Genomic DNA, 20,773 nt, shown 5'->3' with positions numbered 1-20,773 from the left:
ATCCAACGCGGTGGATGGCACCGGCTTGGCCGGTGTGCGGCTGCAGCCGCTCCCACAGGTCCCAGCTACAGCCAGTAGGTCACCGCCCACCAGCCCAGGCCCCCCATGACCACGGTATAGGGCAGCGCCATCCACACCATGCGCCCGTAGGAAAGCCGGATCAGCGGCGCGATCGCCGAGGTCAGCAGGAACAGGAACGCCGCCTGGCCGTTGGGCGTGGCCACGCTGGGCAGGTTGGTGCCGGTGTTGATCGCCACCGCCAGGGTCTCGAAATGCTCGCGGCTCATCGCGCCATCGAGGAACGCCTGCTTGACCTCGGTGATGTAGATGGTGGCGACGAACACGTTGTCGCTGATCGCCGACAGCAGGCCGTTGGCCAGGTAGAGCATGCCTGGCTGCTGCTCGCTCGGCAGCGCCAGCACCCAGGCGATCAGCGGGCTGAACAGCTGCTGTTCATGGATCACCGCGACCACGGCAAAGAACACCACCAGCAACGCGGTGAACGGCATGGCATCCTGGAAGGCGCGCCCCAGGCGGTGCTCGTCGGTGATGCCGGTGAAGGCGGTGATCAGCACGATCACCAGCAGGCCGATCAGGCCCACCTCGGCGATGTGCAGGCCCAGGCAGACGATCAGGATCAGCGCGGCCAGGCCTTGCACCAGCAGGGCGACGCGCTGTGCCGATGTGCGCGCGGCATCGTCCTCGGCGGCGTAGGCGGCCAGCACCTGGCGCACGCGTTCGGGCATCAGCGTGCCGTAGCCGAACAGCCGCAGCTTCTCCAGCAGCACGCAGGTCACCAGGCCTGCTGCCAGCACCGGCATCGACACGGGAGCGACCTTGCTGAAGAAATCGGCGAAGTGCCAACCCATCTCATGGCCGATCAGCAGGTTCTGCGGCTCGCCCACCAGGGTGCAGACGCCACCCAGCGCCGTGCCGACCGCCCCGTGCATCAGCAGGCCGCGCAGGAAGGCGCGGAACTGGTCGAGGTCATCGCGGTGCAATTGTTCGACCTGATGGTCGCTGTCCAGCGCAGACTCCTCGCGGGGATTGGTGCCCGAGGCGACACGGTGGTAGACGGCATAGAAGCCCACCGCCGCGCTGATGATCACCGCCGTCACGGTCAGGGCGTCGAGGAACGCCGACAGGAACGCCGACAGCACGCAGAACAGCAGGCTCAGCACGGCCTTGGAGCGCACGCCCAGGAGGATCCGCGAGAACAGGAACAGCAGCAGCTCCTTCATGAAGTGAATGCCGGCGACCATGAACATCAGCAGCAGGATCACCGGGAAGTTGTGCTGCAGCTCCTGGTACAGCGCCTCGGGCGTGGTCATGCGCAGCAGCAGCGCCTCGACCAGCAGCAGGCCGCCGGGCATCAGTGGGTAGCACTTGAGCGCCATCCCCAAGGTGAAGATGAACTGGATCACCAGCGCCCATCCGGTGACCACCGGGCCGAGGGTCGCCAGCAGCAACGGGTTGAGGAGCAGGAACAGGCAGATGACAGCCTTGTACCAACGCGGCGACTGGCCCAGGAAGCCGTGGGCGAGGGCGCCGGTCAGGGAACGGGACATGAATTTGTATCCTTTTGATTCAGCAGTCGCGCACGGTGCCCCATCGTCGCGCGCGGTGCAAGGTATCCAGTCCCGCTTTTGGCACATGTGCGGCCTTGCGGGTGCGCTAAGATCCTGCGTTGTGAACCCTTTCCCCAATGGAGTGCCGTCCGTGACCGACTACACCGCGTTCAAGGTCGAACTGACCGACAACATCGCCCACGTGCAGATCAACCGCCCGGAAAAGATCAACGCGATGAACGCCGCCTTCTGGGAGGAGATCGTCGAGATCTTCCAGTGGATCGACGACACCGACGCGGTGCGCGCGGTGGTCATCAGCGGTGCCGGCAAGCACTTCTCTTCCGGTATCGACCTGATGATGCTGGCTGCCCTGGCGCAGCAGCTGGGCAAGGACGTCGGGCGCAACGCGCGCCTGCTGCGCCGTACCATCCAGCGCCTGCAACGTTCGTTCACCGTCGTGGACAACTGCCGCAAGCCAGTGCTGGCGGCGATCCAGGGCTACTGCATCGGGGGAGCCATCGATCTGGTCTCGGCCTGCGACATGCGCTACTGCGCCGCTGATGCGCAGTTCTCGATCAAGGAGATCGACATGGGCATGGCCGCCGATGTCGGCACCCTGCAACGTTTGCCGCGCATCATCGGCGACGGCATCATGCGCGAGCTGGCCTACACCGGGCGCAAGGTCGATGCCCAGGAGGCGCTGCGCATCGGCCTGGTCAACCGTGTCTATGATGACCAGGCGGCGTTGCTCGACGGAGTCTTTGCCATCGCCCGCGAGATTGCCGCAAAATCCCCGGTCGCCGTGGCCGGCACCAAGGAAATGATCAGCTACATGCGTGACCATCGCATCGACGATGGCCTGGACTACATCGCCACCTGGAACGCCGCCATGCTGCAGTCCGAAGACCTGCGGGTGGCCGTGGCCGCGCACATGAGCAAACAGCAACCGACGTTCGCCGACTGACCGGGTTGGCGGGCGCCTCTCAGGAACCCGAACCATGTCAGCACGCTGGACAACCGCAGTACTCGACCCGCAGATCCCCGGGGGGCTGGTCGTCGCCCGCAGCCCGGAAGGGTTCCTGGTGGACGCCAACGGCGCGCTGTTCCCCCGCGACTGGCTCAAGCGCCAGGACCTGGACGTGCTGTGCGAGCACGGCATCGGCCATTTCGACGGCCAGCCGGTGTTCCTGCTGGAGCTGCGCAGTGCCAGCGAGGTAGCGGGTTGCGGCTGGCAGGGGTTGCGCCGGTTCATGCTCGAGGGCGATTTCGATACCTACAAGGTGCTCGGCTACGCCGCGCAGATCGGCACCTGGGCCTGCGAGCACCGCTTCTGCGGCAGTTGCGGCCAGCCGATGACGCAGATCCATTGGGAGCGGGCGATGTACTGCCAGCCCTGCGACCTGCGCAGCTACCCGCGCATCTCGCCGAGCATGATCGTGCTGGTCACGCGCGGCGACGACGTGTTGCTGGCCCGCTCGCCACGCTTCGTCACCGGGGTGTACAGCACCCTGGCAGGTTTCGCCGAACCGGGCGAGTCGGCCGAGGACTGCCTGGTGCGCGAGGTGCGTGAAGAGGTGGCGGTGGAGGTGAGGAACATCCAGTACGTCGGCAGCCAGTGCTGGCCGTTCCCGCACTCGATGATGCTGGGCTTCCATGCCGAATACGCGGGTGGGGAGATCGTCATGCAGCCAGACGAGATCGAGGACGCCCAGTGGTTCAGCGTCCATGACCTGCCGCCATTGCCGGCCGGGCGCTCGATCGCCCGGTATCTGATCGATCTTTATGTGGCCAGAAGGCTAGGCCTGGCCGAACCAGTGTTGCCACGCTAGGCGGATGGTCAGCGCCAGCACCACGGTGATGAACACCGGACGGATGAACTTGCTGCCGCCGCTGATCGCCGTGCGGGCGCCGAAGAAGGCGCCGACCATCACCGACAGGCCCATGCACAGGCCGACGATGTAATCCACCTGCCCGGAAATGATGAACACCGTCAGCGCCGCGATGTTGCTGACGAAGTTCATGCTGCGCGCCACGCCGCTGGCGCGGACCAGGTCGATGGGGTAGAGCAGCAGCGTGCTCACGGTCCAGAAGGCGCCGGTGCCGGGCCCGGCGACGCCGTCATAGAAACCCAGGGTGAAGCCTTGCGGGAACTGCCATTTCTTCCTGATCGGTATGTCGGCGTCCAGCGGCGCCTTGGGCGTGCCGCCGAACAGCAGGTAGACACCACAGGCGAAGACGATCACCGGCAGCATCTTGTTCAGCCACTCGGCCGGCATGTAGTGGGCGACCACCGCGCCGATCAGCGCGCCCACCAGGGTGCCGAACAGTGCCGGGCGCCACTGTGCCGGGTGGAACAGCTTGCGTCGGTAGTAGGTGAAACCGGCGGTGGCCGAGCCGAAGGTGGAGCTGAGCTTGTTGGTGCCCAGCACCAGGTGCGGTGGCATGCCGGCGGTGAGCAGCGCCGGGGTGGTCAGCAGGCCGCCACCGCCGGCGATGGCGTCGATGAAACCGGCGACGAAGGCGACCAGGGCGAGGATCAGCAGGGTGAGCGGTTCTACGGTGAGTTCGAAGGGCATGGGGCTTTGGCTGGCGAAGGGGCGGGGTGCGGCAAAAGGCCGCGCTGAAGGCGGTACATGGTAATCCTGGGCGCCAGGCGATACCAGTGCCGGCCTCATCGCGGGGCAAGCCCGCTCCAACGCCGGTTCGTAGTCATGGATGCGTGGGAGCGGGCTTGTCCGGCGATGGATGTCACAGGAACCAGCGGTATTCGCGGGCACTGACCTCCTGCAGAAATGCCAGGTGGTCCTGGCGCTTGTTCTCGCAATAGACCATCACGAACTCCGCTCCCAGTCCCTCGTTGACCGCCGGGTGTCCACGCATCGCGGCCACCGCGCTGAGCATGTCCTTGGGAAAGTCGATCCCGCTGCCGCGATCCTCGTTCAGCGCTGCGATCGGCTCCTGGCCGGCATCCAGCCCATGTTCCATGCCGCAGAGAATCGCCGCCAGCACCAGGTACGGGTTGGCGTCCGCGCCGGCCAGGCGATGCTCGATGCGCAGGTTGCGCGGGTCCGACTCGGGAATGCGGATGCACGCATCGCGGTCTTCGAAGCCCCAGCTGGCGCGGCTGGCGGCATTGACCATGGCGCCGTAGCGGCGGAACGCGTTGTGATTGGCGGCGAAGATCGGCATGCAGTGCGCCAGCCACGCCAGGCAGCCGGCCACGGCGTGGCGCAGCGGGCGCTGGGCGTCGGCGGCGAGCAGGTTGTCGCCGGCCTGGTCGTAGAGGCTGACATGCACGTGCATGCCGCTGCCCGGCGCTTGCAGGTAAGGCTTGCTCATGAACGAAGCACGCAATCCATGCTTCAACGCCACGCCACGGGTGCTGCGGCAGAACAGCGCCGCCCAGTCGGCGGCGCGCAGGCCGTCGTCGCAATGGCCGAAGTTGATCTCGAACTGCCCCGGCCCCAGCTCGGCGGTGATGACATTGGCGTCCACGCCCTGGGCATTGGCGGTATCGACCATCTCGCGCAGCACGTCGGCGAAGCGCGACAGGCGTTCGATATGCATGTTCGGCTGATCGTCGGCATCGCCGGTGGACGGGTCGCGGGGGAACTGCGGCATGCCGTCCTGCAACGCCCGGTCGAACAGGTAGAACTCCAGTTCGAAGGCCACCACCGGGCGGATACCACGGCGCTCGAGACGCCGCAGGACGCGGGCCAGCACTTCGCGTGGCTCGAACTCGATGGGGGCCGCGGTGCCGTCGGAGCTGATCAGCATCTGCCCCAGCGGCTCACGCTCCCAGGTCACCGGCTTGAGCGTGCCGGGTACCAGGCGGCGCGGGGCATCGGGGTCGCCGTCGTTGAAGCAGTAGTCACCGATCGGGAACAGCCCGCCCTGCGCACCGAGCAGGACGCAGTTCTGCGGCAGCTTCAGCGGGCTGCCGGCCGCCACCTTTTCCAGCATGTCGATGGGATAGCGCTTGCCGTAGAAGTGTCCGGGGATGTCCAGGCTGATCAGGTCGACGTAGCGCACGTCCGGGTGGGCGGCGCGAAAGGCGCGTACTTCGCTGAGCAGATCGGGAAAGCGGCTGTCGCTGGTCATTGCTTGTGCTCCGTTGGAACAACACATGAGATCGTTGATCTGGCGCGCGCCCACAGAGGGCGTTGTTTACAGCTCGACAACACAGCCTGCGCTCAGCGAAACACCCAGAGCACCCGGGTCGTCCGTTCGGTCAGGTTGGCGTAGCGGAACTGGCTGTGGGGCGGCAGCTGGAAGCTGTCATTGGCAAACAAGGTGACGGCGGTCTCATGGTCTTCCCGCCACAAGGTCAGCTCACCTTCAAGCACGAAACCACCCTGTTCCGAACTGTCGTCCAGGTGCCCCTCGCCGCTGCTGGCACCCGGTGTCAGGTGGCTTTCGAGCATGGCGAAGCGACCGTTCAGGGTCGGCGAGACCAGCACGTCGGTGACACCGCCGGCGTAATACAAGGTGCGGCGTTCGCCAGGGCGGGTGACCCAGTCGATCTCCCGGGGCGGCACGGCCTGGTAGAAGTAGGTGGTGGGTACCTGCAGCGCTTCGCTGATGGCGGTGAGATCGGCCACGGTCGGGCGTGACAGGCCACGTTCGACCTGGGAGAGAAAGCCCAGTGAACGTTTGACCCGTCCGGCCAGCTCGTCCAGGGTCAGCCCCCGGTGCTTGCGCAGGTCGCGTACCAGTCGCGCCAGGGCCTGGCTGTCGTCGATCGGCTCAGACATGGTCGCGCATCCTGTACCAGGCCTTGGCCGCCGCCTCCAGTGGCGCGGCGAGCAGATCGCCGCCGGGGAAGCGGCCATTGTCGATGCCCTGGTACAGCGCCAGCAGGTCGTCGTCGCCGAGGATCGCGTCGCTGACCGCGCGCGCGCCGGCCAGGGTCGGCAGCACGCCGTGGCCGGAAAAGCCCTGCAGCCAGTAGCGCTGGCCCTGGCGGCCGATGTCCGGGGTGCGCTGGATGCTGCAGTCGATATGGCCGCCCCAGGCGTGCTCGATGGCCACCCCGCGCAGTTGCGGGAACACCCGCTCCAGGTAAGGCCGGGTGGCGCCGGCGACATCCCTGGGGATGCCGCCCAGGTAGGTGCAGCCGCCGCCGAACAGCAGGCGGTGGTCGGGGGTGAGGCGCAAGTAGTCGGGGACGAACTGGTTGTCGATCACGCAACTGTCGCGCGGCAGCAGTGACGCGGCGAAGTCCGCGTCCAGCGGCGCGGTGGCGATCTGGTAGGAGCCCACCGGCAGCAGGCGGCGCGACAGCGTGCGGTCGAGGCCGTCGATATAGGCATTGCAGGCCAGCACCAGTACGGCGCTGCGCACTTCGCCTTTGTCGGTGCGGGCCACGAAGCCGGCGCCCTGCTCGCGATAGTCGAGCACCTGGCTCTGCTCGAAGATCCGGCCTCCCGCCTGCTCGATGATGCCGGCCAGGCCCTGGGCCAGCTTCAGCGGGTTGAGGTGGGCGCCGTTGGGATCGTACAGGGCGGCCTGGTAGCGGGGGCTGTCGATCCAGGCGGGCAACTCGTCGCGCCCGATCAGGCGCAGGCAGTCGTAGCCGAACTTGCTGGCGGCTTCCTCCCGGGCTTCTTCCAGCAGCTTCACCCGGCGTGGCAGCACCGCGGTCCACAGACTGCCCGGGCGGTAGTCCACCTCGAAACCGTGGCGCAGAGGCAGGTCGCGCATTTCCTCGGCCGCCCAGCACATGCTGTCCCACAGGCGCCGGGTACGTTCCAGGCCCAGGGCTTTCTCCAGCGGTGGCATGTCGCAGGACCAGCCCAGCAACGCCTGGCCGCCGTTGCGCCCGGACGCCGCCCAGGCCACCCGGCTGGCCTCCAGTACGCTGACGCGCTTGCCGGCCAGGGCCAGGCGCAAGGCAGTGTGCAGCCCGCTGAACCCGGCCCCGACGATCAGCACATCGGTGTCATGGCTGCCTTGCAGTGCAGGCCGCAGGGGGATCGGGGCAGGGTAGGTCTTAGCGTAATAGCTGGCGACGTGCTGGGCGGATTGCTTGAACATGCCGGGACCTCGTGAAATTTGTTTTGATTATTTTCATGAAAAAGTAGCAGAGAATTTTCACATCGCCAGTCGATCGTGTTTTTTGCCAGGTTGGCGATATGATCCAGCGGCCCCTGAAAACAACGACAAGGCATTTCGCCATGCGCCGCCTGCCATCCCTCACCGCCTTGCGCACCTTCGAATGCGCCGCCCGCCACGGGCACTTCGGCCGCGCCGCGGCCGAGCTGTGCGTCACCGACAGCGCTGTCAGTCACCAGATCCGCCAGTTGGAAGAGCAACTGGGCGTGGCCCTGTTCGAGCGGGTGGGGCGCCAGGTACGCCCGACCGCCGAGGCCGAGCGGCTGCTGCATCATCTGCAGCAGGCCTTCGAGCTGATCGGCAAGGCCTGCGACGAACTGCGCGATCCGGCCTCCCAGGCTGTGCTGCGGGTCGCGGTCACCGCCGAGCTGGCCCAGAAGTGGCTGGTGGCGCGGCTCGCCGACTTCAGCAGCCGCTACCCACATATCACCCTGCACCTGCACGAGCAGCCGATCGACGCCGGAGCCCCAGCACTGGACGTGGACCTGGCCATCACCTATGGCACCAGCGCCCTGGATGCCAGTACCCACTTCGTCCGGCCCTTGCCGCTGCTGCAGTTCTTCCCGGTATGCAGCCCCGGGCTCTTCAACCAGGGCGGCCTGAAGCGGCCACGTGACCTGGTGCGCCATTGCCTGCTGCACGATGACCAGGACGGTCGTACCTGGACCACCTGGCTGGCGACCCATGCCGAGGACGCCCTGCCCACGCGCCAGCTGTACTTTCCGCATGCGGCGCTGGCACTGGAAGCCGCCTTGCTCGGGCAGGGCGTGGCCATGGGCGACAACCTCACCTGCCAGGCCGACCTGCAGAGCGGTCGCCTGGTTCGCCCGTTCAGCGCCAGCGTCACCGCCCAGGGGCAATATGCGCTGGTCTGCGAGCGGCTGCGCCTGGAGCGTGGCGCGGTGGCGCAATTCATCGAATGGTTCATCGAACAGCTGGGCGATAGCTGAATCCAGTTCACCTATCGCTGAGTTTTCATCGTTGGAAGCCTGCGTCGGCGGGGCGTAGCGTGCAGTCATCACTCACCGATACCGAGGTTGACCATGGCACGTTCGCTCACCACCACGCCCAAGGCCGATGGTTTCCGCCTGCCTGGCGAATTCGAGCCCAAGACCCGCTGCTGGCTGGGCTGGCCGGAGCGTCCGGATGTCTGGCGCAATGGCGCCAAGCCGGCGCAGAAGGTCTGGGTCGAGATCGTCACGGCCATCGCGTCCAGCGAGCCGGTGACCGTCTGCGCCTCGGCTGCCCAGTACGCCAACGCCCGCAACCTGCTGCCGGCCCACGTGCGGGTGGTGGAGATGACCTGCAACGACACCTGGTTCCGCGACAGTGGGCCATGCTTCGTGGTCAACGATCAAAGCGGCGAGGTGCGTGGCGTGGACTTCGAGTTCAACGCCTACGGCGGCCTGGACGGCGGCCTTTATTACCCCTGGGACAAGGATGACCAGATCGCCCGCAAGATCCTCGAGATCGAGCACCTGGACCGCTACCGCGCACCGTTGATCGCCGAACTGGGTGGCATCCAGAGTGACGGCCAGGGCAGCCTGCTGACCACCGAGCAGTGCCTGCTCAACCGCAATCGCAACGCGCACCTGGGCAAGGACGAAGTGACCCGCCGCCTGCAGGATTACCTGGGCGCCGACCAGGTGATCTGGTTGCCCCGTGGCTGCAAGTTCGACGAGACCGATGGCCATGTCGACGACCTGGCCTGCTTCGTGCGCCCCGGCGAGGTGGTGCTGCAATGGACCGACAACCGTGACGATCCGCAGTGGGAGATCTACCAGGAGGCCTACGACATTCTGCGCGGCACCCGCGACAGTCGCGGCCGCGCACTCAAGGTGCACAAGCTGCCACAGCCCGAGGTGCTGCGCTGGACGGCGGAGGAGGCGGCGGGCCTGGACCAGGTCGAAGGCACCCACGTACGTCAGGCCGGCACGCAGATCTGCGCTTCGTACATCAACTACTACGCCGGCAATTCGGCCATCGTCGTGCCGCTGTTCGGCGACCGCAACGACGCCGTGGCCCAGGCCACCCTGGCCGAGCTGTTCCCCGGCCATCGCATCATCGGTATCGACAACAGCCGCGAGATCCTGCTCGGCGGTGGCAATGTCGCCTGTATCACCATGCCGCAATACGCCGGAGGTCGCCGCTGATGAAAGGCTTGGCCCTGGCGCTGGTCCTGGGCTGCGCGGCGACGTCGGTCCTGGCCGCCGACGCGCCGCAGCCTACCGTAAACCTGTACATCTGGGGCGAGTACCTGGCACCGGATACCTTGAAGCGTTTCGAACAGCAGACCGGGATTCGCGTGGTCGCCGATCACTTCGACTCGCTGGAAACCGCCGAAACCAAGCTGCTGACCGGAGGCAGCGGCTACGATGTGGTGCTCAGCGCCGGCCAGCACCTGAGCCGGGCCATTGCCAGCGGCGCGCTGCAGCCGCTGGACAAGTCGCGGCTGCCGCACCTGCAGGGAGTGGGCGAGGAGTTCCGCCAGCACATGGCAGTATTCGACCCGGGCAACCGCTATGCCGGCACCTATGCCTGGGGCACCACGGGCGTGGGTTTCCAGGCGCAGGCGGTGGCCTCGCGGCTGGCGGATGCGCCGACCGACAGCTGGGCGATGCTGTTCGATCCGCAGGTGGTGGCGAAATTCGCCGACTGCGGGGTGAGCCTGCTCAACGATCCCAACGAGGTGTTCGCGGCGGTGATGCGCTACCTGGGCCTGGACATCAACCAGCAGCGCCTGGAGGACCTCAAGGCCGCCGAAGCGCAGTTGCGCAAGGTGCGTCCGTACATCCGCTACTTCGACAATGACCGCAACATCAACGACCTGGCCAACGGCGAGACCTGCGTGGCGATGTCGTGGAACGGCAACGTGGCGATCGCCCAGACCCAGGCGGAACAGGCGAACAAGGCATTCACCCTGGACTACCGCATCCCTCGGCAGGGCACGTTGATCTGGCTGGACGCATTGGTGGTGCCCAAGGATGCGCCGCACCCGGAGGCTGCCTGGGCGCTGATGGACTACCTGATGCGCCCGGAGGTGATCGCGCCGATCACCGACACCATCCATTACGCCAATGCGATCACGGCGGCCGACGCGCTGGTGGATCCGCGGATCCGCAATGCCCCGGGGACCTACCCCCCGGCCGAGGTGCGGGCGCGGTTGTACAGCAAGAATGACAATGGCAAGGCGTTCAACCGCGAATTGACCCGGGCGTTCAGCCGGTTGAAGAGCGGGACTTAGTCGCCGTGCCTTCTGTACAGGGTTTGCCCGCGCACAGGGCGGCACGGCCGAGGCAGCATGCCTGCTAGGTCGACGCCTTGCGCCGTGGCGGCCTGGTCTTGCCCGCCGTTGCTTTGCTTGCGCCTGCCGTGGCCTTGCTCTTGTCCGCACGTTTGCGTTTTTTCTTCCACGGCGCCGCGGCCTTGCCGGCGGCCGGCCCGCTGATGGTCAGGCGCATGCCCGCGCAGCGCTGCACCAGCTTGCCCATCCAGGCCGATTGCCGGGCGACGAACTCGTCCAGGCTCATTTCGCCGTTCTGCACCATGTCCAGCGCCTGCTCCCAGATGGCCGTGGTGCCTGGGTCGGCAATGGCGCGCGGCACGGCGTCGATCAGGCTGAAGGCCGCGGGCGTGGCAGACAAGGCCTTGCCGTTCTTGACCAGGTAGCCGCGGTCGAGCAGGCCCTGGATGATGCTGGCGCGGGTGGCCTCGGTGCCGATGCCGGTGGTTTCCTTGAGCTTCTGCTTGAGCCGGGGGTCGGCCACCAGCTTGGCGACGTTCTTCATCGCCTTGATCAGGTCGCCTTCGGTGAAGGGCTTGGGCGGTTGGGTCCACAGGTCTTTCAGCTGCAGGCCATGCACCGCGCAATCCTGGCCTTCGCGCAATGGCGGCAGTACCTGGGCCGGTGGTGCCTCGCGGCCTTTGGTGGGCGTGAGCGCCTCGGGCAGCGCGCGGCGCCAGCCCGGCTCGACGATCTGCTTGCCCACCGCCCGCAGTGCCTGCCCAGCGCAGTCGAACTCGGCCTGGGTGCGGTCATATTCGTGGTTGGGCAGGAACTGCGCCAGGTAACGGGCGCGGATCAGGGTATACACCGCCTTGTACTTGGGCGCCAGGCGTGCCGGGTCGCTGGCGGCCGCGGTGGGAATGATGCCGTGGTGGGCGCTGACCTTCTGGTCGTTCCACGCCCGCGAGCGGCGTTGCGGTTCCAGATGCGGCTGCAGCGGGGCTAGGCTGTCGTCGGCGCGCTGCAGGGCGGCGAGAATACCGGCTGCTTCGCCGTGCTGGCTGAGGGGCAGGTAGCCGCTGTCACTGCGCGGGTAGGTGATGAGCTTGTGGGTCTCGTACAGGGCCTGGGCGATGTCCAGGGTCTCCTGGGCGCCGAGGCCGAGCTTCTTCGAGCACACCTCCTGCAGGGTGCCGAGGTCGAAGGGCAGGGGAGCGGCCTCGCGTACCCGTTCGGTGGCCACTTTCAGCACCCGGGCGCTGCCGGCGGCCCGCATGTCCTTGGCGGCCTGTTGCGCCAGCGCCTGCTTGAGGCAGCGGCCCTGATCGTCGCAGGCATCCTCCGGGGCGCGCCACTGGGCGTTGAACACACTGCCGGCGCTTTCCAGTTGTACCTCGATGGCCCAGTACGGCACCGGCACGAAGTCGGCGATGCTGCGGTCGCGGTCCACCACCAGGCGCAGCGTGGGTGTCTGCACCCGGCCCACCGGCAGCACGCCCTGGTAACCGGACTGGCGACCGAGCAGGGTGAACAGGCGGCTCATGTTCATGCCGATCAGCCAATCGGCCCGCGAGCGGCCCAGGGCCGAGTGGTAGAGGCTGAAGGTCTCCTGGCCCGGCAGCAAGCGCCCGAGCGCCTTGCGGATGGAGGCATCGTCCAGCGCCGACAGCCACAGGCGCTGGATCGGCCCTCGGTAGCGGCAATGCTCGACCAGCTCGCGGGCGATCATCTCGCCCTCGCGGTCGGCGTCGGTGGCGATCACCAGCTCACGGGCCTCGCCGAGCAGACGCTTGACCGCCTTGAACTGGCTGGCGGTCTTGGGCTTGACCGTCATCTTCCACTTCTCGGGGATGATCGGCAGGTCGTCGAGCGACCAGCGCTTGTAGCGTTCGTCGTAGCTGTCGGGCGGGGCGGTCTCCAGCAGGTGGCCGATGCACCAGGTCACGCAGACATCGGTGCCTTGCCAGCAGCCGTCGCCACGGCGTTGCGCGCCGAGCACCTTGGCGATGTCTTTTGCCTGGGAGGGTTTTTCGCAGAGAAAGAGCCGCATGGCCGAAAACGCTTCATCGTGAAAGATGCGCACTAGGATGCGCAAGGCAGGCCGTGCAGGCAAGTTTTATCTGTATGCATGTACAGGTTTTATGCCCGCATCTTTGCCAGGTTTGCCATGGCTTCGGGTTGGACGTGTCGCCGGGTGCGTGCCAGCTTTGCCTTTCGCCTGCCAGTCGTGTCAATGGACGAAGTCGCTGGGGGCGCCTCTCCTACTAGAAACAGGGATGTAAACCAATGCCCGTATTCGACTACCGAAAACTCGACAGCAGCGCCAGCACCTCGCTCTACAAGGACGCCATGGCCCTGGCCACCTATGCCTACCACGGCATCGACGATGGCTTCGCCGCCGGCTATCAAAAGCATGGTTTCGGCCTGGGCCTGCCGGCCACGCTGGTCAAGGCCCTGATTGGCGGCACCGACAGCCAGGGGGTGATTCCCGGGATCCCGTGGAACCCCGACTCCGAGGCCAAGGCCCTGGCCCAGGTCAAGGCCGCTGGCTGGACGCCGATCAGCGCGGCGCAGCTGGGTTACCAGGGCAAGATCGACGCGCGTGGCACTTTCCACGGCGAAGCGCCGGGCTATACCTCGGCGCAGGTGGAAATCCTCGGTCGCTACGATGGCGCCGGCCAGCTCACCGGCGTCGGTATCGCGTTTCGCGGCACCAGCGGCCCGCGCGAGAATCTGTTGGGCGACAGCATCGGCGATGCCATCAACGACCTGCTGGCGGCGATTGGCCCGGCCGGCTATGCCCGCGACTATGCCGGTAACGCTTTCGACCGGCTGCTCGCCGATGTGGCGGCCTTCGCCAAGGCCAATGGCCTGAGCGGCGCCGATGTCACCGTCAGCGGCCACAGCCTCGGCGGCCTGGCGGTCAACAGCCTCGCGGACCTGAGCGCCTCGCGCTGGGGCGGCTTCTACCAGGATGCGCGCTACGTCGCCTTCGCCTCGCCGACACAGGCCGCCGATGCCAGCAAGGTGTTGAACATCGGCTATGAGAACGACCCGGTGTTCCGAGTGCTCGACGGCACCTCGGCGACCTGGGGCACGCTGGGCGTGCACGACGGCGCCAAGGCCTCGGCCACCAACAACATCGTCAACTTCAACGATCACTACGCCTCCGATGCCTGGAACCTGCTGCCGTTCTCCATCGGCAACATCGCCACCTGGCTGTCGCACCTGCCCTCGGCCTATGCCGATGGGCTGGGCCGGGTACTGGATTCGTCCTTCTATCAGTGGACCAGCCGCGACTCGACCATCGTGGTCAGCAATCTGTCCGACGTCACCCGTGGCTCGACCTGGGTCGAGGATCTGAACCGCAACGCCGAGCCGCACAAGGGCAGTACCTTCATCATCGGTTCGCAGAAGGATGACCTGATTCACGGCGGGCGGGGCAACGACTATCTGGAAGGGGGGGCGGGCAACGACACCTTCCGCGATGACGGCGGTTTCAACCTGATCGATGGCGGCGCAGGGCATGACAGCCTGAAGCTGCAGGATGCCCTGGCCAACCTGAGTATCGCCCGGGACGGCGAGGGCACGCTGTACGTGCGCGACGCACAGGGCGGCATCAGCTTGGTGCGCAATGTCGAGAGCCTGGTGAGCAAAGAGTCGAGCCTGCTGATCTTCAGCAGGGAGGTCAGCCACGGGGTGGCGGCGCAAGGTCTGTTCGACAGCGGCAAGATCACGCCCTACGCATCCTCGTTCAACGGCACCCAGGCCGGCGACCAGCTGGTGGCGGGCAGCCAGGGTCAATGGCTGTTCGGCCTCGGCGGGGACGACCGGCTGCAGGGCGGCACCGGCAATGACGTGCTGGTCGGCGGCGCGGGCAACGACGTGCTCATGGGGGGCGGGGGGCGCGACACCTTCCTGTTCAGCGACCATTTCGGCCAGGACCGGGTGCTGGACTTCACCGGCCAGGACCGGCTGGTGTTCATTGGTGTGGACGGCGGGACGGCGGCGCCGGACTGGCGTGCCCATGCCAGCCAGGTCGGCGATGACCTGGTGCTGAAGTTCGGCGGGGACAGCGTGACGCTGGTGGGAATCGCGGGTCAGGGGGTAGGGGACGGGCAGATCGTGATTGCCTGAGGGGTAGAGCGTAACCCGGTAGGAGCGGCCTGGTGTCGCGAAAGGGCTGCGTAGCAGCCCCAGGATTTCAGCGTTGACACAAAGATCGCCGGGGCCGCCATGCGGCCCTTTCCGACCGGTCCGACGCCTCGGCAAGGCCGCTCCTACAAGGAGCAGGCCGCCAACGTGATGGCTCAGGCGATCTCGCGTGAGTCGCGGACCATGTCCACGTGCGGGATGCCGGCCTCGAGGAACTCCTCGCTGACCACGCGAAAGCCCAGGCGCTCGTAGAACGGGGTGGCATGCACCTGGGCGCTGAGCATCTGCTTGCCAAGGTCGCGGTTCTGCGCCTCGATGATCACCGCACGCATCAGCGCATCCCCGACGTTGAGGCCGCGCCAGTCCTTGAGCACCGATACCCGGCCGATGGTGCCGTCGAGCAGCAGGCGGGCGGTGCCGATCGGATAGTCGCCCTCCATGGCCAAAAAGTGCACGGCGGTCGGATCCTCGGCATCGAACTCCAGTTCCGGCGGCACGTGCTGTTCGGCGACGAACACGGCGCTGCGGATGCGGTGGATGTCGGCGTTGTCTTTGTGCCAGTCGGCCAGTCGAACACTGATCTTATTCATCGGCGAATCCCAGGCTGCCTTGCATGACCAGCTGTTGTACCAGCATCAGGCCGTCTTCGTCCTGCAGCCACTGCGCAAGATTTTCGCTGTGCAGTGCGTCGGCGGAGCAGATCAGCTTCAGCAGTTCGCGCAATTTCCCTGGCAGTGGGCAGCTGCGACCGCTGGCGAACAGCAGCAGGTCGTCGCCGAACTCCGACCAGGCCATGCGTGCGCTCGGGTTACGGATGAGGATGGCGCCCTGTCCGAGATAGTCGAGCAGCTCTTGCTCGGTCAACTCCTCGCCGACGACCTGCTCCGGATAACGCGGCTCGGTCATGAACTGGCCGAACCAGGTCAGCAGCAGGTCCTTGTCGGCCATGTGCTTGTCGATCAGCGCCTTGAGGCGGTCGAGGGCGTCATGCTGGATCTGGTGCGGATCGCTGACCGGCTGGGCGTCGGCATCGCTGTAGCGCTCTTCTTCTGGCAGGAACTGGCCGAGGAAGTCGGTGAAGTGAGTCAGCACTTCGGCTGCGCTCGGGGCACGGAAGCCGACCGAGTAGGTCAGGCACTCGTCCTCGGCCACGCCGTAGTGAGCCAGGCGTGGAGGCAGGTAGAGCATGTCGCCCGGCTCCAGGGTCCATTCGTCGCTCTGCTCGAAGTCGGCGAGGATGCGCAGGTCGGCATGGTCGATCAGCGGGCTGTCGCTGTTGCACATCTGGCCGACTTTCCAGTTGCGCTTGCCCTCGCCCTGCAGCAGGAACACGTCGTAGTTGTCGAAGTGCGGACCGACGCTGCCACCGGGGGCGGCGTAGCTGATCATCACGTCGTCGATACGCCAGCTGGGCAGGAAACGGAATTCTTCCAGCAGCTCGGCGACCTCTGGCACGAACTGGTCAACCGCCTGGACCAGCAGGGTCCAGTCGCGCTCGGGCAGATCACTGAAGGCGTCCTCGGCGAACGGGCCACGGCGCAGCTCCCATGGACGCTCGCCGTGTTCCAGCACCAGGCGCGACTCGACTTCTTCTTCCAATGCCAGGCCGGCCAGCTCGTCGCCATCGATGGGGCTGACGAAGTCGGGGAAGGCCTGACGCACCAGCAGTGGTTTCTTCTGCCAGTAGTCGCGCAGGAATTCACGGGCCGTGAGGCCGCCCAACAGTTGCAGTGGAGTATCAGAATTCATGTTCAACCTATTGAAAAAACGTAGTTTTCGTACGGGAATAAAAACGCCCGGCCAGGCCGGGCGTTGGACGCGACGGTCAGCTTAGATGCGTTTGGCCTGGGCCACCGCGTTGCCGATGTAGGTCGCAGGCGTCAGTTGCTTGAGCTCGGCCTTGGCTTCGGCCGGCATGTCCAGGCCGTCGATGAAGGTCAGCAGCGCTTCAGGGGTGATGCCCTTGCCACGGGTCAGCTCCTTGAGCTTCTCGTAGGGGTTCTCGATGTTGAAGCGGCGCATCACGGTCTGGATCGGCTCGGCCAGGACTTCCCAGCAGGCGTCCAGGTCGGCGGCGATACGGGCGGCGTTGACTTCCAGCTTGCCGATGCCTTTCAGGCTGGCTTCGTAGGCGATGACGCTGTGGGCGAAGCCTACGCCCAGGTTGCGCAGCACGGTGGAGTCGGTCAGGTCACGCTGCCAGCGCGAGATCGGCAGCTTGCTGGCCAGGTGCTGGAACAGCGCGTTGGCGATCCCCAGGTTGCCTTCGGAGTTCTCGAAATCGATCGGGTTGACCTTGTGCGGCATGGTCGAGGAGCCGATTTCACCGGCGACGGTCTTCTGCTTGAAGTAGCCCAGCGAGATGTAGCCCCAGACGTCGCGGTCGAAGTCGATGAGGATGGTGTTGAAGCGGGCGATGGCGTCGAACAGCTCGGCGATGTAGTCGTGCGGCTCGATCTGGGTGGTGTACGGGTTGAACACCAGGCCCAGCTCGTCCTCGATGAAGGCGCGGGCGTTGGCTTCCCAGTCGATCTGCGAGTAGGCCGACAGGTGCGCGTTGTAGTTGCCCACGGCACCGTTGATCTTGCCCAGCAGCGGCACGGCGGCCACTTGCGCGATCTGGCGCTCCAGGCGGTAGACGACGTTGGCCAGTTCCTTGCCCAGGGTGGTCGGCGAAGCCGGCTGGCCATGGGTGCGCGACAGCATCGGCACGTCGGCGTGGGCGTGGGCCAGGGCGCGGATGGCCTCGGCGATCTGGCGCATCAGCGGCAGCAGCACCTCGTCGCGGCCGGCGCGCAGCATCAGGGCGTGGGACAGGTTGTTGATGTCCTCGCTGGTGCAGGCGAAGTGAATGAATTCGCTGACCTTGGCCAGTTCAGGCAACTGGGCGGCCTGCTCCTTGAGCAGGTACTCGATGGCCTTGACGTCGTGGTTGGTGGTGCGCTCGATTTCCTTGACGCGTTCGGCGTGCTCGAGCTTGAAGTCGGTGGCCAGGCTGTCCAGCACGGCGTTGGCTTCGGCGGAGAACGCCGGCACTTCGCCGATCTGCGGGTGGGCGGCCAGGCGCTGCAGCCAGCGCACTTCGACCAGGGCGCGGAATCGGATCAGGCCGAATTCGCTGAAGATGGGGCGCAGGGCCTGGGTTTTGCCGGCGTAACGGCCGTCTACAGGGGAAACCGCAGTGAGCGAGGAGAGCTGCATGGGGTGTTCTCGGACAGTCAGGCTTTTGGAAGGGCGCATATCATACATGAAAAACGCGCCCGAGTCGGGTGGCTGACCAAAGGTCGGGCCTATCAAAAATGTTGCGATCCCCTGTAGGAGCGGCCTTGTGTCGCGAAAGGGCTGCGCAGCAGCCTCGGCAATCTTGAGTCAGGCTCGAGATCCTGGGGCCGCGCTGCGGCCCTTTCGCGACACAAGGCCGCTCCTGCAGGTTTCTGTGTCAATCGGTAGTACGTGTCATCCCGTACAGCTCGTTGAGCAGCTTGCGGCGGCTGAGCACCAGCTGCCAGCGGTGCCCGCCGAGCTGGCGCCACAGGCGCGCGGCGCGAATGCCGGCCAGCAGCAGGGCACGGATCTTCGAGGCGTTGCTGGCCTGCTGCAGGAAGCGCATGTCGCCGTGCACCTGAATGCGCTGGCGCAGGGTGCTCAGGGTGTCCTGGTACAAGGCTCCGCTGGAGGCGATGACGTTTTCGTGAACCAGGCCGAAATGCTCGGCCTGGGACTGGATCTGCGGCAGGCGGTTGCCGATGGTGTCGAGCAGGTCGCCCCGCTTGTTCAGCTGGCGCTCCAGGCCGAGCATCGACAGGGCATAGCGCAGCGGCTCGCGCTGCAGGCTGCTGGGGTCGCGCTCCAGGGCGCCGACCAGTGCGCGGTAGCCGTCGCGCAGGTTGAGGTCGTCACCGCCGAACACCTCCAGGGTGTCCTTCGGGTCGCGTACCAGCAGGCTGCCGAGCATGCAGCCGATGTTGGCTTCGCTGGCCTGGCCGGTGCGGGCGATGCGATCGACCAGTACCGCGGCCTGGAACACGCCACCGAGGGCGACCAGCTGCTCCTGGAGGTTGTTCATTGACGCGGGCTCCACGGCTCGGCGACTTCGATCACACCGCCCCCCAGGCACACCTCGCCGTCGTAGAACACCACCGACTGGCCCGGGGTGACGGCGCGCTGAGGCTCATCGAACACGGCGCGGTAGCCGCTCTCGGTGCGCTCCAGGGTGCACTGCTGATCGCCCTGGCGGTAGCGCACCTTGGCGGTGAGCTTGCGTGGGCTGCCGAGGTCGATCGGGTTGACCCAGAAGATCTCCGAGGCCAGCAGGGCGCGGGAGAACAGCCACGGGTGCTCGTTGCCCTGGCCGACCACCAGCACGTTGCGGGTCAGGTCCTTGTGCAGCACGTACCACGGCTCGTCGCCGGCGTCCTTCAGGCCACCGATGCCCAGGCCCTGGCGCTGGCCGATGGTGTGGTACATCAGGCCGTGGTGGCGGCCGATCACTTCGCCGTCGGTGGTTTCGATGTTGCCTGGCTGGGCCGGCAGGTACTGCTTGAGGAAGTCGCTGAAACGGCGTTCGCCGATGAAGCAGATGCCGGTGGAGTCCTTCTTCTTGGCGGTGGCCAGGCCGTGTTTCTCGGCGATGGCACGCACTTCGGGTTTTTCCAGTTCGCCCACCGGGAACAGGGTGCGGGCGATCTCCTGGCCGCCGACGGCGTGCAGGAAGTAGCTCTGGTCCTTGTTCGGGTCCAGGCCCTTGAGCAGTTCGGTCAGCTCGCCGGTGTCGCGACGGCGCACGTAGTGGCCGGTGGCGATCAGGTCGGCGCCCAGGGACAGGGCGTAGTCGAGGAACGCCTTGAACTTGATTTCGCGGTTGCAGAGGATGTCCGGGTTCGGCGTGCGCCCGGCCTTGTACTCTTCGAGGAAGTGCTCGAACACGTTGTCCCAGTATTCGGCGGCGAAGTTGGCGGTGTGCAGCTTGATGCCGATGCGGTCGCACACGGCCTGGGCGTCGGCCAGGTCTTCACGGGCGGTGCAGTATTCGGTGCCGTCGTCCTCTTCCCAGTTCTTCATGAACAGACCTTCCACCTGGTAGCCCTGCTCCATGAGCAGAAGGGCGGAGACGGAAGAGTCCACGCCGCCGGACATGCCGACGATGACGCGGGTCTTGGCGGGGTCTTTGAGTGCTGGGCTGGTCATGGCTACCGGTGTGTATCTGGGGAAAAGCGCGGATTCTATCAAACCCGCGGGCTGACGTCAGTCGCGCAACAGTTCGAGGCTGTGCAGGGGGCCTTCCAGGTAGTCGTCGAGGCAGCGCGGCACCAGTTCGCTGCGCCAGCGCGACGGTTCGGCCAGCAGTTCCTCGCGGGTCAGCCATACGGCGCGAACGATGTCGCTGTCCAGCGCCAGGTCGGCATGATGCCGTACGGGACGGGCGGCGAAGCAGATGCGCTGGTAGGTGACCCCATTGCTCGGGGCGGTATAGAGGTAGATGCCGACCACGCCGGTGAGTTCGACTTCCCAGGCGGTTTCTTCCAGGGTTTCGCGCAGGGCGGCCTGAGTGATGGTTTCGTTGGCTTCCAGGTGGCCGGCGGGCTGGTTGAACACGTGCTGGCCGGCCTTGAATTCCTCGACGAAGAGGAACTTGCCTTCGTGTTCGACGATGGTGGCGACGGTGATGTGGGGTTGCCAGGTCATTTGTGTTTCCTCAGGTGGCGCGGGC

At 66.3% G+C, this 20,773-nt stretch carries 18 protein-coding genes; 6 read left to right on the top strand and 12 right to left on the bottom strand.

What is annotated here, in order from left to right:
• Positions 1–65: 65 nt before the first annotated feature.
• On the bottom strand, positions 66–1,568 hold the full coding sequence (gene nhaB, locus N7422_RS04010) for a sodium/proton antiporter NhaB (protein WP_279805358.1): 1,503 nt from the start codon (positions 1,566–1,568) through the stop codon (positions 66–68).
• 151 nt (positions 1,569–1,719) lie between these two features.
• Between nhaB and N7422_RS04005 the strand changes: the two genes are divergently transcribed.
• Entirely contained in the window at positions 1,720–2,532 is an 813-nt protein-coding gene (locus N7422_RS04005) for a crotonase/enoyl-CoA hydratase family protein (RefSeq protein WP_279805357.1), read from the top strand.
• 34 nt (positions 2,533–2,566) lie between these two features.
• The gene (gene nudC / locus N7422_RS04000; protein WP_279805356.1) at positions 2,567–3,397 is read left to right on the top strand and encodes an NAD(+) diphosphatase; all 831 of its coding nucleotides are present in this window, start codon (positions 2,567–2,569) and stop codon (positions 3,395–3,397) included.
• On the opposite strand, the gene N7422_RS03995 is transcribed toward nudC, so the two are convergent.
• The 4 genes from N7422_RS03995 to N7422_RS03980 all read right to left on the bottom strand — a co-directional run bounded on the left by N7422_RS03995 (position 3,365) and on the right by N7422_RS03980 (position 7,604).
• On the bottom strand, positions 3,365–4,144 hold the full coding sequence (locus N7422_RS03995; protein ID WP_279805355.1) for a TSUP family transporter: 780 nt from the start codon (positions 4,142–4,144) through the stop codon (positions 3,365–3,367). The two genes, nudC and N7422_RS03995, sit on opposite strands and share 33 nt — an antisense overlap.
• Positions 4,145–4,316: 172 nt before the next feature.
• Positions 4,317–5,669 carry a glutamine synthetase family protein gene (locus N7422_RS03990; protein WP_279805354.1) on the bottom strand — a complete coding sequence of 451 codons (1,353 nt, stop codon included), beginning with the start codon at positions 5,667–5,669 and terminating at the stop codon, positions 4,317–4,319.
• Positions 5,670–5,761: 92 nt separating this feature from the next.
• Positions 5,762–6,322 carry an XRE family transcriptional regulator gene (locus N7422_RS03985; RefSeq protein ID WP_279805352.1) on the bottom strand — a complete coding sequence of 187 codons (561 nt, stop codon included), beginning with the start codon at positions 6,320–6,322 and terminating at the stop codon, positions 5,762–5,764.
• Positions 6,315–7,604 (bottom strand): FAD-binding oxidoreductase, encoded by a 1,290-nt coding sequence (locus tag N7422_RS03980; protein WP_279805351.1) that lies wholly within the window; start codon positions 7,602–7,604, stop codon positions 6,315–6,317. The genes N7422_RS03985 and N7422_RS03980 overlap by 8 nt, the downstream gene beginning before the upstream one ends.
• Positions 7,605–7,744: 140 nt before the next feature.
• On the opposite strand from N7422_RS03980, the gene N7422_RS03975 reads away from it, so the two are divergent.
• From N7422_RS03975 to N7422_RS03965, 3 genes are all read left to right on the top strand, one after another.
• Positions 7,745–8,632, top strand: a complete 888-nt coding sequence (locus N7422_RS03975; RefSeq protein ID WP_279805350.1) for a LysR substrate-binding domain-containing protein — start codon at positions 7,745–7,747, stop codon at positions 8,630–8,632.
• Between the two features lie 93 nt (positions 8,633–8,725).
• The gene (gene aguA, locus N7422_RS03970) at positions 8,726–9,835 is read left to right on the top strand and encodes an agmatine deiminase (RefSeq protein ID WP_279805349.1); all 1,110 of its coding nucleotides are present in this window, start codon (positions 8,726–8,728) and stop codon (positions 9,833–9,835) included.
• Entirely contained in the window at positions 9,835–10,926 is a 1,092-nt protein-coding gene (locus N7422_RS03965; RefSeq protein WP_279805348.1) for an extracellular solute-binding protein, read from the top strand. Before aguA ends, N7422_RS03965 begins: the two co-directional genes overlap by 1 nt.
• A gap of 64 nt (positions 10,927–10,990) precedes the next feature.
• Here the strand turns inward: N7422_RS03965 and N7422_RS03960 are convergent, their stop codons facing one another.
• The gene (locus N7422_RS03960; RefSeq protein WP_279805347.1) at positions 10,991–12,958 is read right to left on the bottom strand and encodes a DNA topoisomerase III; all 1,968 of its coding nucleotides are present in this window, start codon (positions 12,956–12,958) and stop codon (positions 10,991–10,993) included.
• A 236-nt stretch (positions 12,959–13,194) separates the two neighbouring features.
• On the opposite strand from N7422_RS03960, the gene N7422_RS03955 reads away from it, so the two are divergent.
• Positions 13,195–15,045, top strand: a complete 1,851-nt coding sequence (locus N7422_RS03955) for a polyurethanase (protein WP_279805346.1) — start codon at positions 13,195–13,197, stop codon at positions 15,043–15,045.
• A 173-nt stretch (positions 15,046–15,218) separates the two neighbouring features.
• Here the strand turns inward: N7422_RS03955 and N7422_RS03950 are convergent, their stop codons facing one another.
• The 6 genes from N7422_RS03950 to N7422_RS03925 all read right to left on the bottom strand — a co-directional run bounded on the left by N7422_RS03950 (position 15,219) and on the right by N7422_RS03925 (position 20,748).
• Positions 15,219–15,653 (bottom strand): GNAT family N-acetyltransferase, encoded by a 435-nt coding sequence (locus N7422_RS03950; RefSeq protein WP_279805345.1) that lies wholly within the window; start codon positions 15,651–15,653, stop codon positions 15,219–15,221.
• A complete protein-coding gene (locus tag N7422_RS03945; protein WP_279805344.1) occupies positions 15,646–16,812 on the bottom strand; it encodes a cupin domain-containing protein in 1,167 nt (388 codons plus the stop codon). The genes N7422_RS03950 and N7422_RS03945 overlap by 8 nt, the downstream gene beginning before the upstream one ends.
• An 81-nt stretch (positions 16,813–16,893) precedes the next feature.
• A complete protein-coding gene (gene purB, locus N7422_RS03940) occupies positions 16,894–18,264 on the bottom strand; it encodes an adenylosuccinate lyase (RefSeq protein WP_279805343.1) in 1,371 nt (456 codons plus the stop codon).
• A 238-nt stretch (positions 18,265–18,502) separates the two neighbouring features.
• The gene (hflD, locus tag N7422_RS03935) at positions 18,503–19,129 is read right to left on the bottom strand and encodes a high frequency lysogenization protein HflD (protein ID WP_279805341.1); all 627 of its coding nucleotides are present in this window, start codon (positions 19,127–19,129) and stop codon (positions 18,503–18,505) included.
• The gene (gene mnmA / locus N7422_RS03930; RefSeq protein ID WP_279805340.1) at positions 19,126–20,250 is read right to left on the bottom strand and encodes a tRNA 2-thiouridine(34) synthase MnmA; all 1,125 of its coding nucleotides are present in this window, start codon (positions 20,248–20,250) and stop codon (positions 19,126–19,128) included. The genes hflD and mnmA overlap by 4 nt, the downstream gene beginning before the upstream one ends.
• 57 nt (positions 20,251–20,307) lie before the next feature.
• On the bottom strand, positions 20,308–20,748 hold the full coding sequence (locus tag N7422_RS03925) for an NUDIX hydrolase (protein WP_279805338.1): 441 nt from the start codon (positions 20,746–20,748) through the stop codon (positions 20,308–20,310).
• Positions 20,749–20,773: the final 25 nt, after the last annotated feature.

The sequence above is a fragment of the Pseudomonas sp. GD04091 genome (genome assembly GCF_029836165.1).
In the GTDB taxonomy this organism is placed as follows: Bacteria; Pseudomonadota; Gammaproteobacteria; order Pseudomonadales; family Pseudomonadaceae; genus Aquipseudomonas.
The sequence above is the reverse complement of the archived record's forward strand: the minus strand, read 5'-3'. Positions and strand labels throughout refer to the sequence as shown.

What these genes read in the sequence shown, in the direction of transcription:
- N7422_RS03975 (WP_279805350.1), top strand. Translation starts at nt 7,745, where the DNA reads ATGCGCCGCCTGCCATCCCTCACCGCCTTGCGCACCTTCGAATGCGCC.
- aguA (WP_279805349.1), top strand. Translation starts at nt 8,726, where the DNA reads ATGGCACGTTCGCTCACCACCACGCCCAAGGCCGATGGTTTCCGCCTG.
- N7422_RS03980 (WP_279805351.1), bottom strand. Translation starts at nt 7,604, where the DNA reads ATGTTCAAGCAATCCGCCCAGCACGTCGCCAGCTATTACGCTAAGACC.
- N7422_RS03995 (WP_279805355.1), bottom strand. Translation starts at nt 4,144, where the DNA reads ATGCCCTTCGAACTCACCGTAGAACCGCTCACCCTGCTGATCCTCGCC.
- nudC (WP_279805356.1), top strand. Translation starts at nt 2,567, where the DNA reads ATGTCAGCACGCTGGACAACCGCAGTACTCGACCCGCAGATCCCCGGG.
- N7422_RS03945 (WP_279805344.1), bottom strand. Translation starts at nt 16,812, where the DNA reads ATGAATTCTGATACTCCACTGCAACTGTTGGGCGGCCTCACGGCCCGT.
- N7422_RS03925 (WP_279805338.1), bottom strand. Translation starts at nt 20,748, where the DNA reads ATGACCTGGCAACCCCACATCACCGTCGCCACCATCGTCGAACACGAA.
- nhaB (WP_279805358.1), bottom strand. Translation starts at nt 1,568, where the DNA reads ATGTCCCGTTCCCTGACCGGCGCCCTCGCCCACGGCTTCCTGGGCCAG.
- N7422_RS03965 (WP_279805348.1), top strand. Translation starts at nt 9,835, where the DNA reads ATGAAAGGCTTGGCCCTGGCGCTGGTCCTGGGCTGCGCGGCGACGTCG.
- N7422_RS03960 (WP_279805347.1), bottom strand. Translation starts at nt 12,958, where the DNA reads ATGCGGCTCTTTCTCTGCGAAAAACCCTCCCAGGCAAAAGACATCGCC.
- hflD (WP_279805341.1), bottom strand. Translation starts at nt 19,129, where the DNA reads ATGAACAACCTCCAGGAGCAGCTGGTCGCCCTCGGTGGCGTGTTCCAG.
- mnmA (WP_279805340.1), bottom strand. Translation starts at nt 20,250, where the DNA reads ATGACCAGCCCAGCACTCAAAGACCCCGCCAAGACCCGCGTCATCGTC.
- N7422_RS03990 (WP_279805354.1), bottom strand. Translation starts at nt 5,669, where the DNA reads ATGACCAGCGACAGCCGCTTTCCCGATCTGCTCAGCGAAGTACGCGCC.
- N7422_RS03955 (WP_279805346.1), top strand. Translation starts at nt 13,195, where the DNA reads ATGCCCGTATTCGACTACCGAAAACTCGACAGCAGCGCCAGCACCTCG.
- purB (WP_279805343.1), bottom strand. Translation starts at nt 18,264, where the DNA reads ATGCAGCTCTCCTCGCTCACTGCGGTTTCCCCTGTAGACGGCCGTTAC.
- N7422_RS03985 (WP_279805352.1), bottom strand. Translation starts at nt 6,322, where the DNA reads ATGTCTGAGCCGATCGACGACAGCCAGGCCCTGGCGCGACTGGTACGC.
- N7422_RS03950 (WP_279805345.1), bottom strand. Translation starts at nt 15,653, where the DNA reads ATGAATAAGATCAGTGTTCGACTGGCCGACTGGCACAAAGACAACGCC.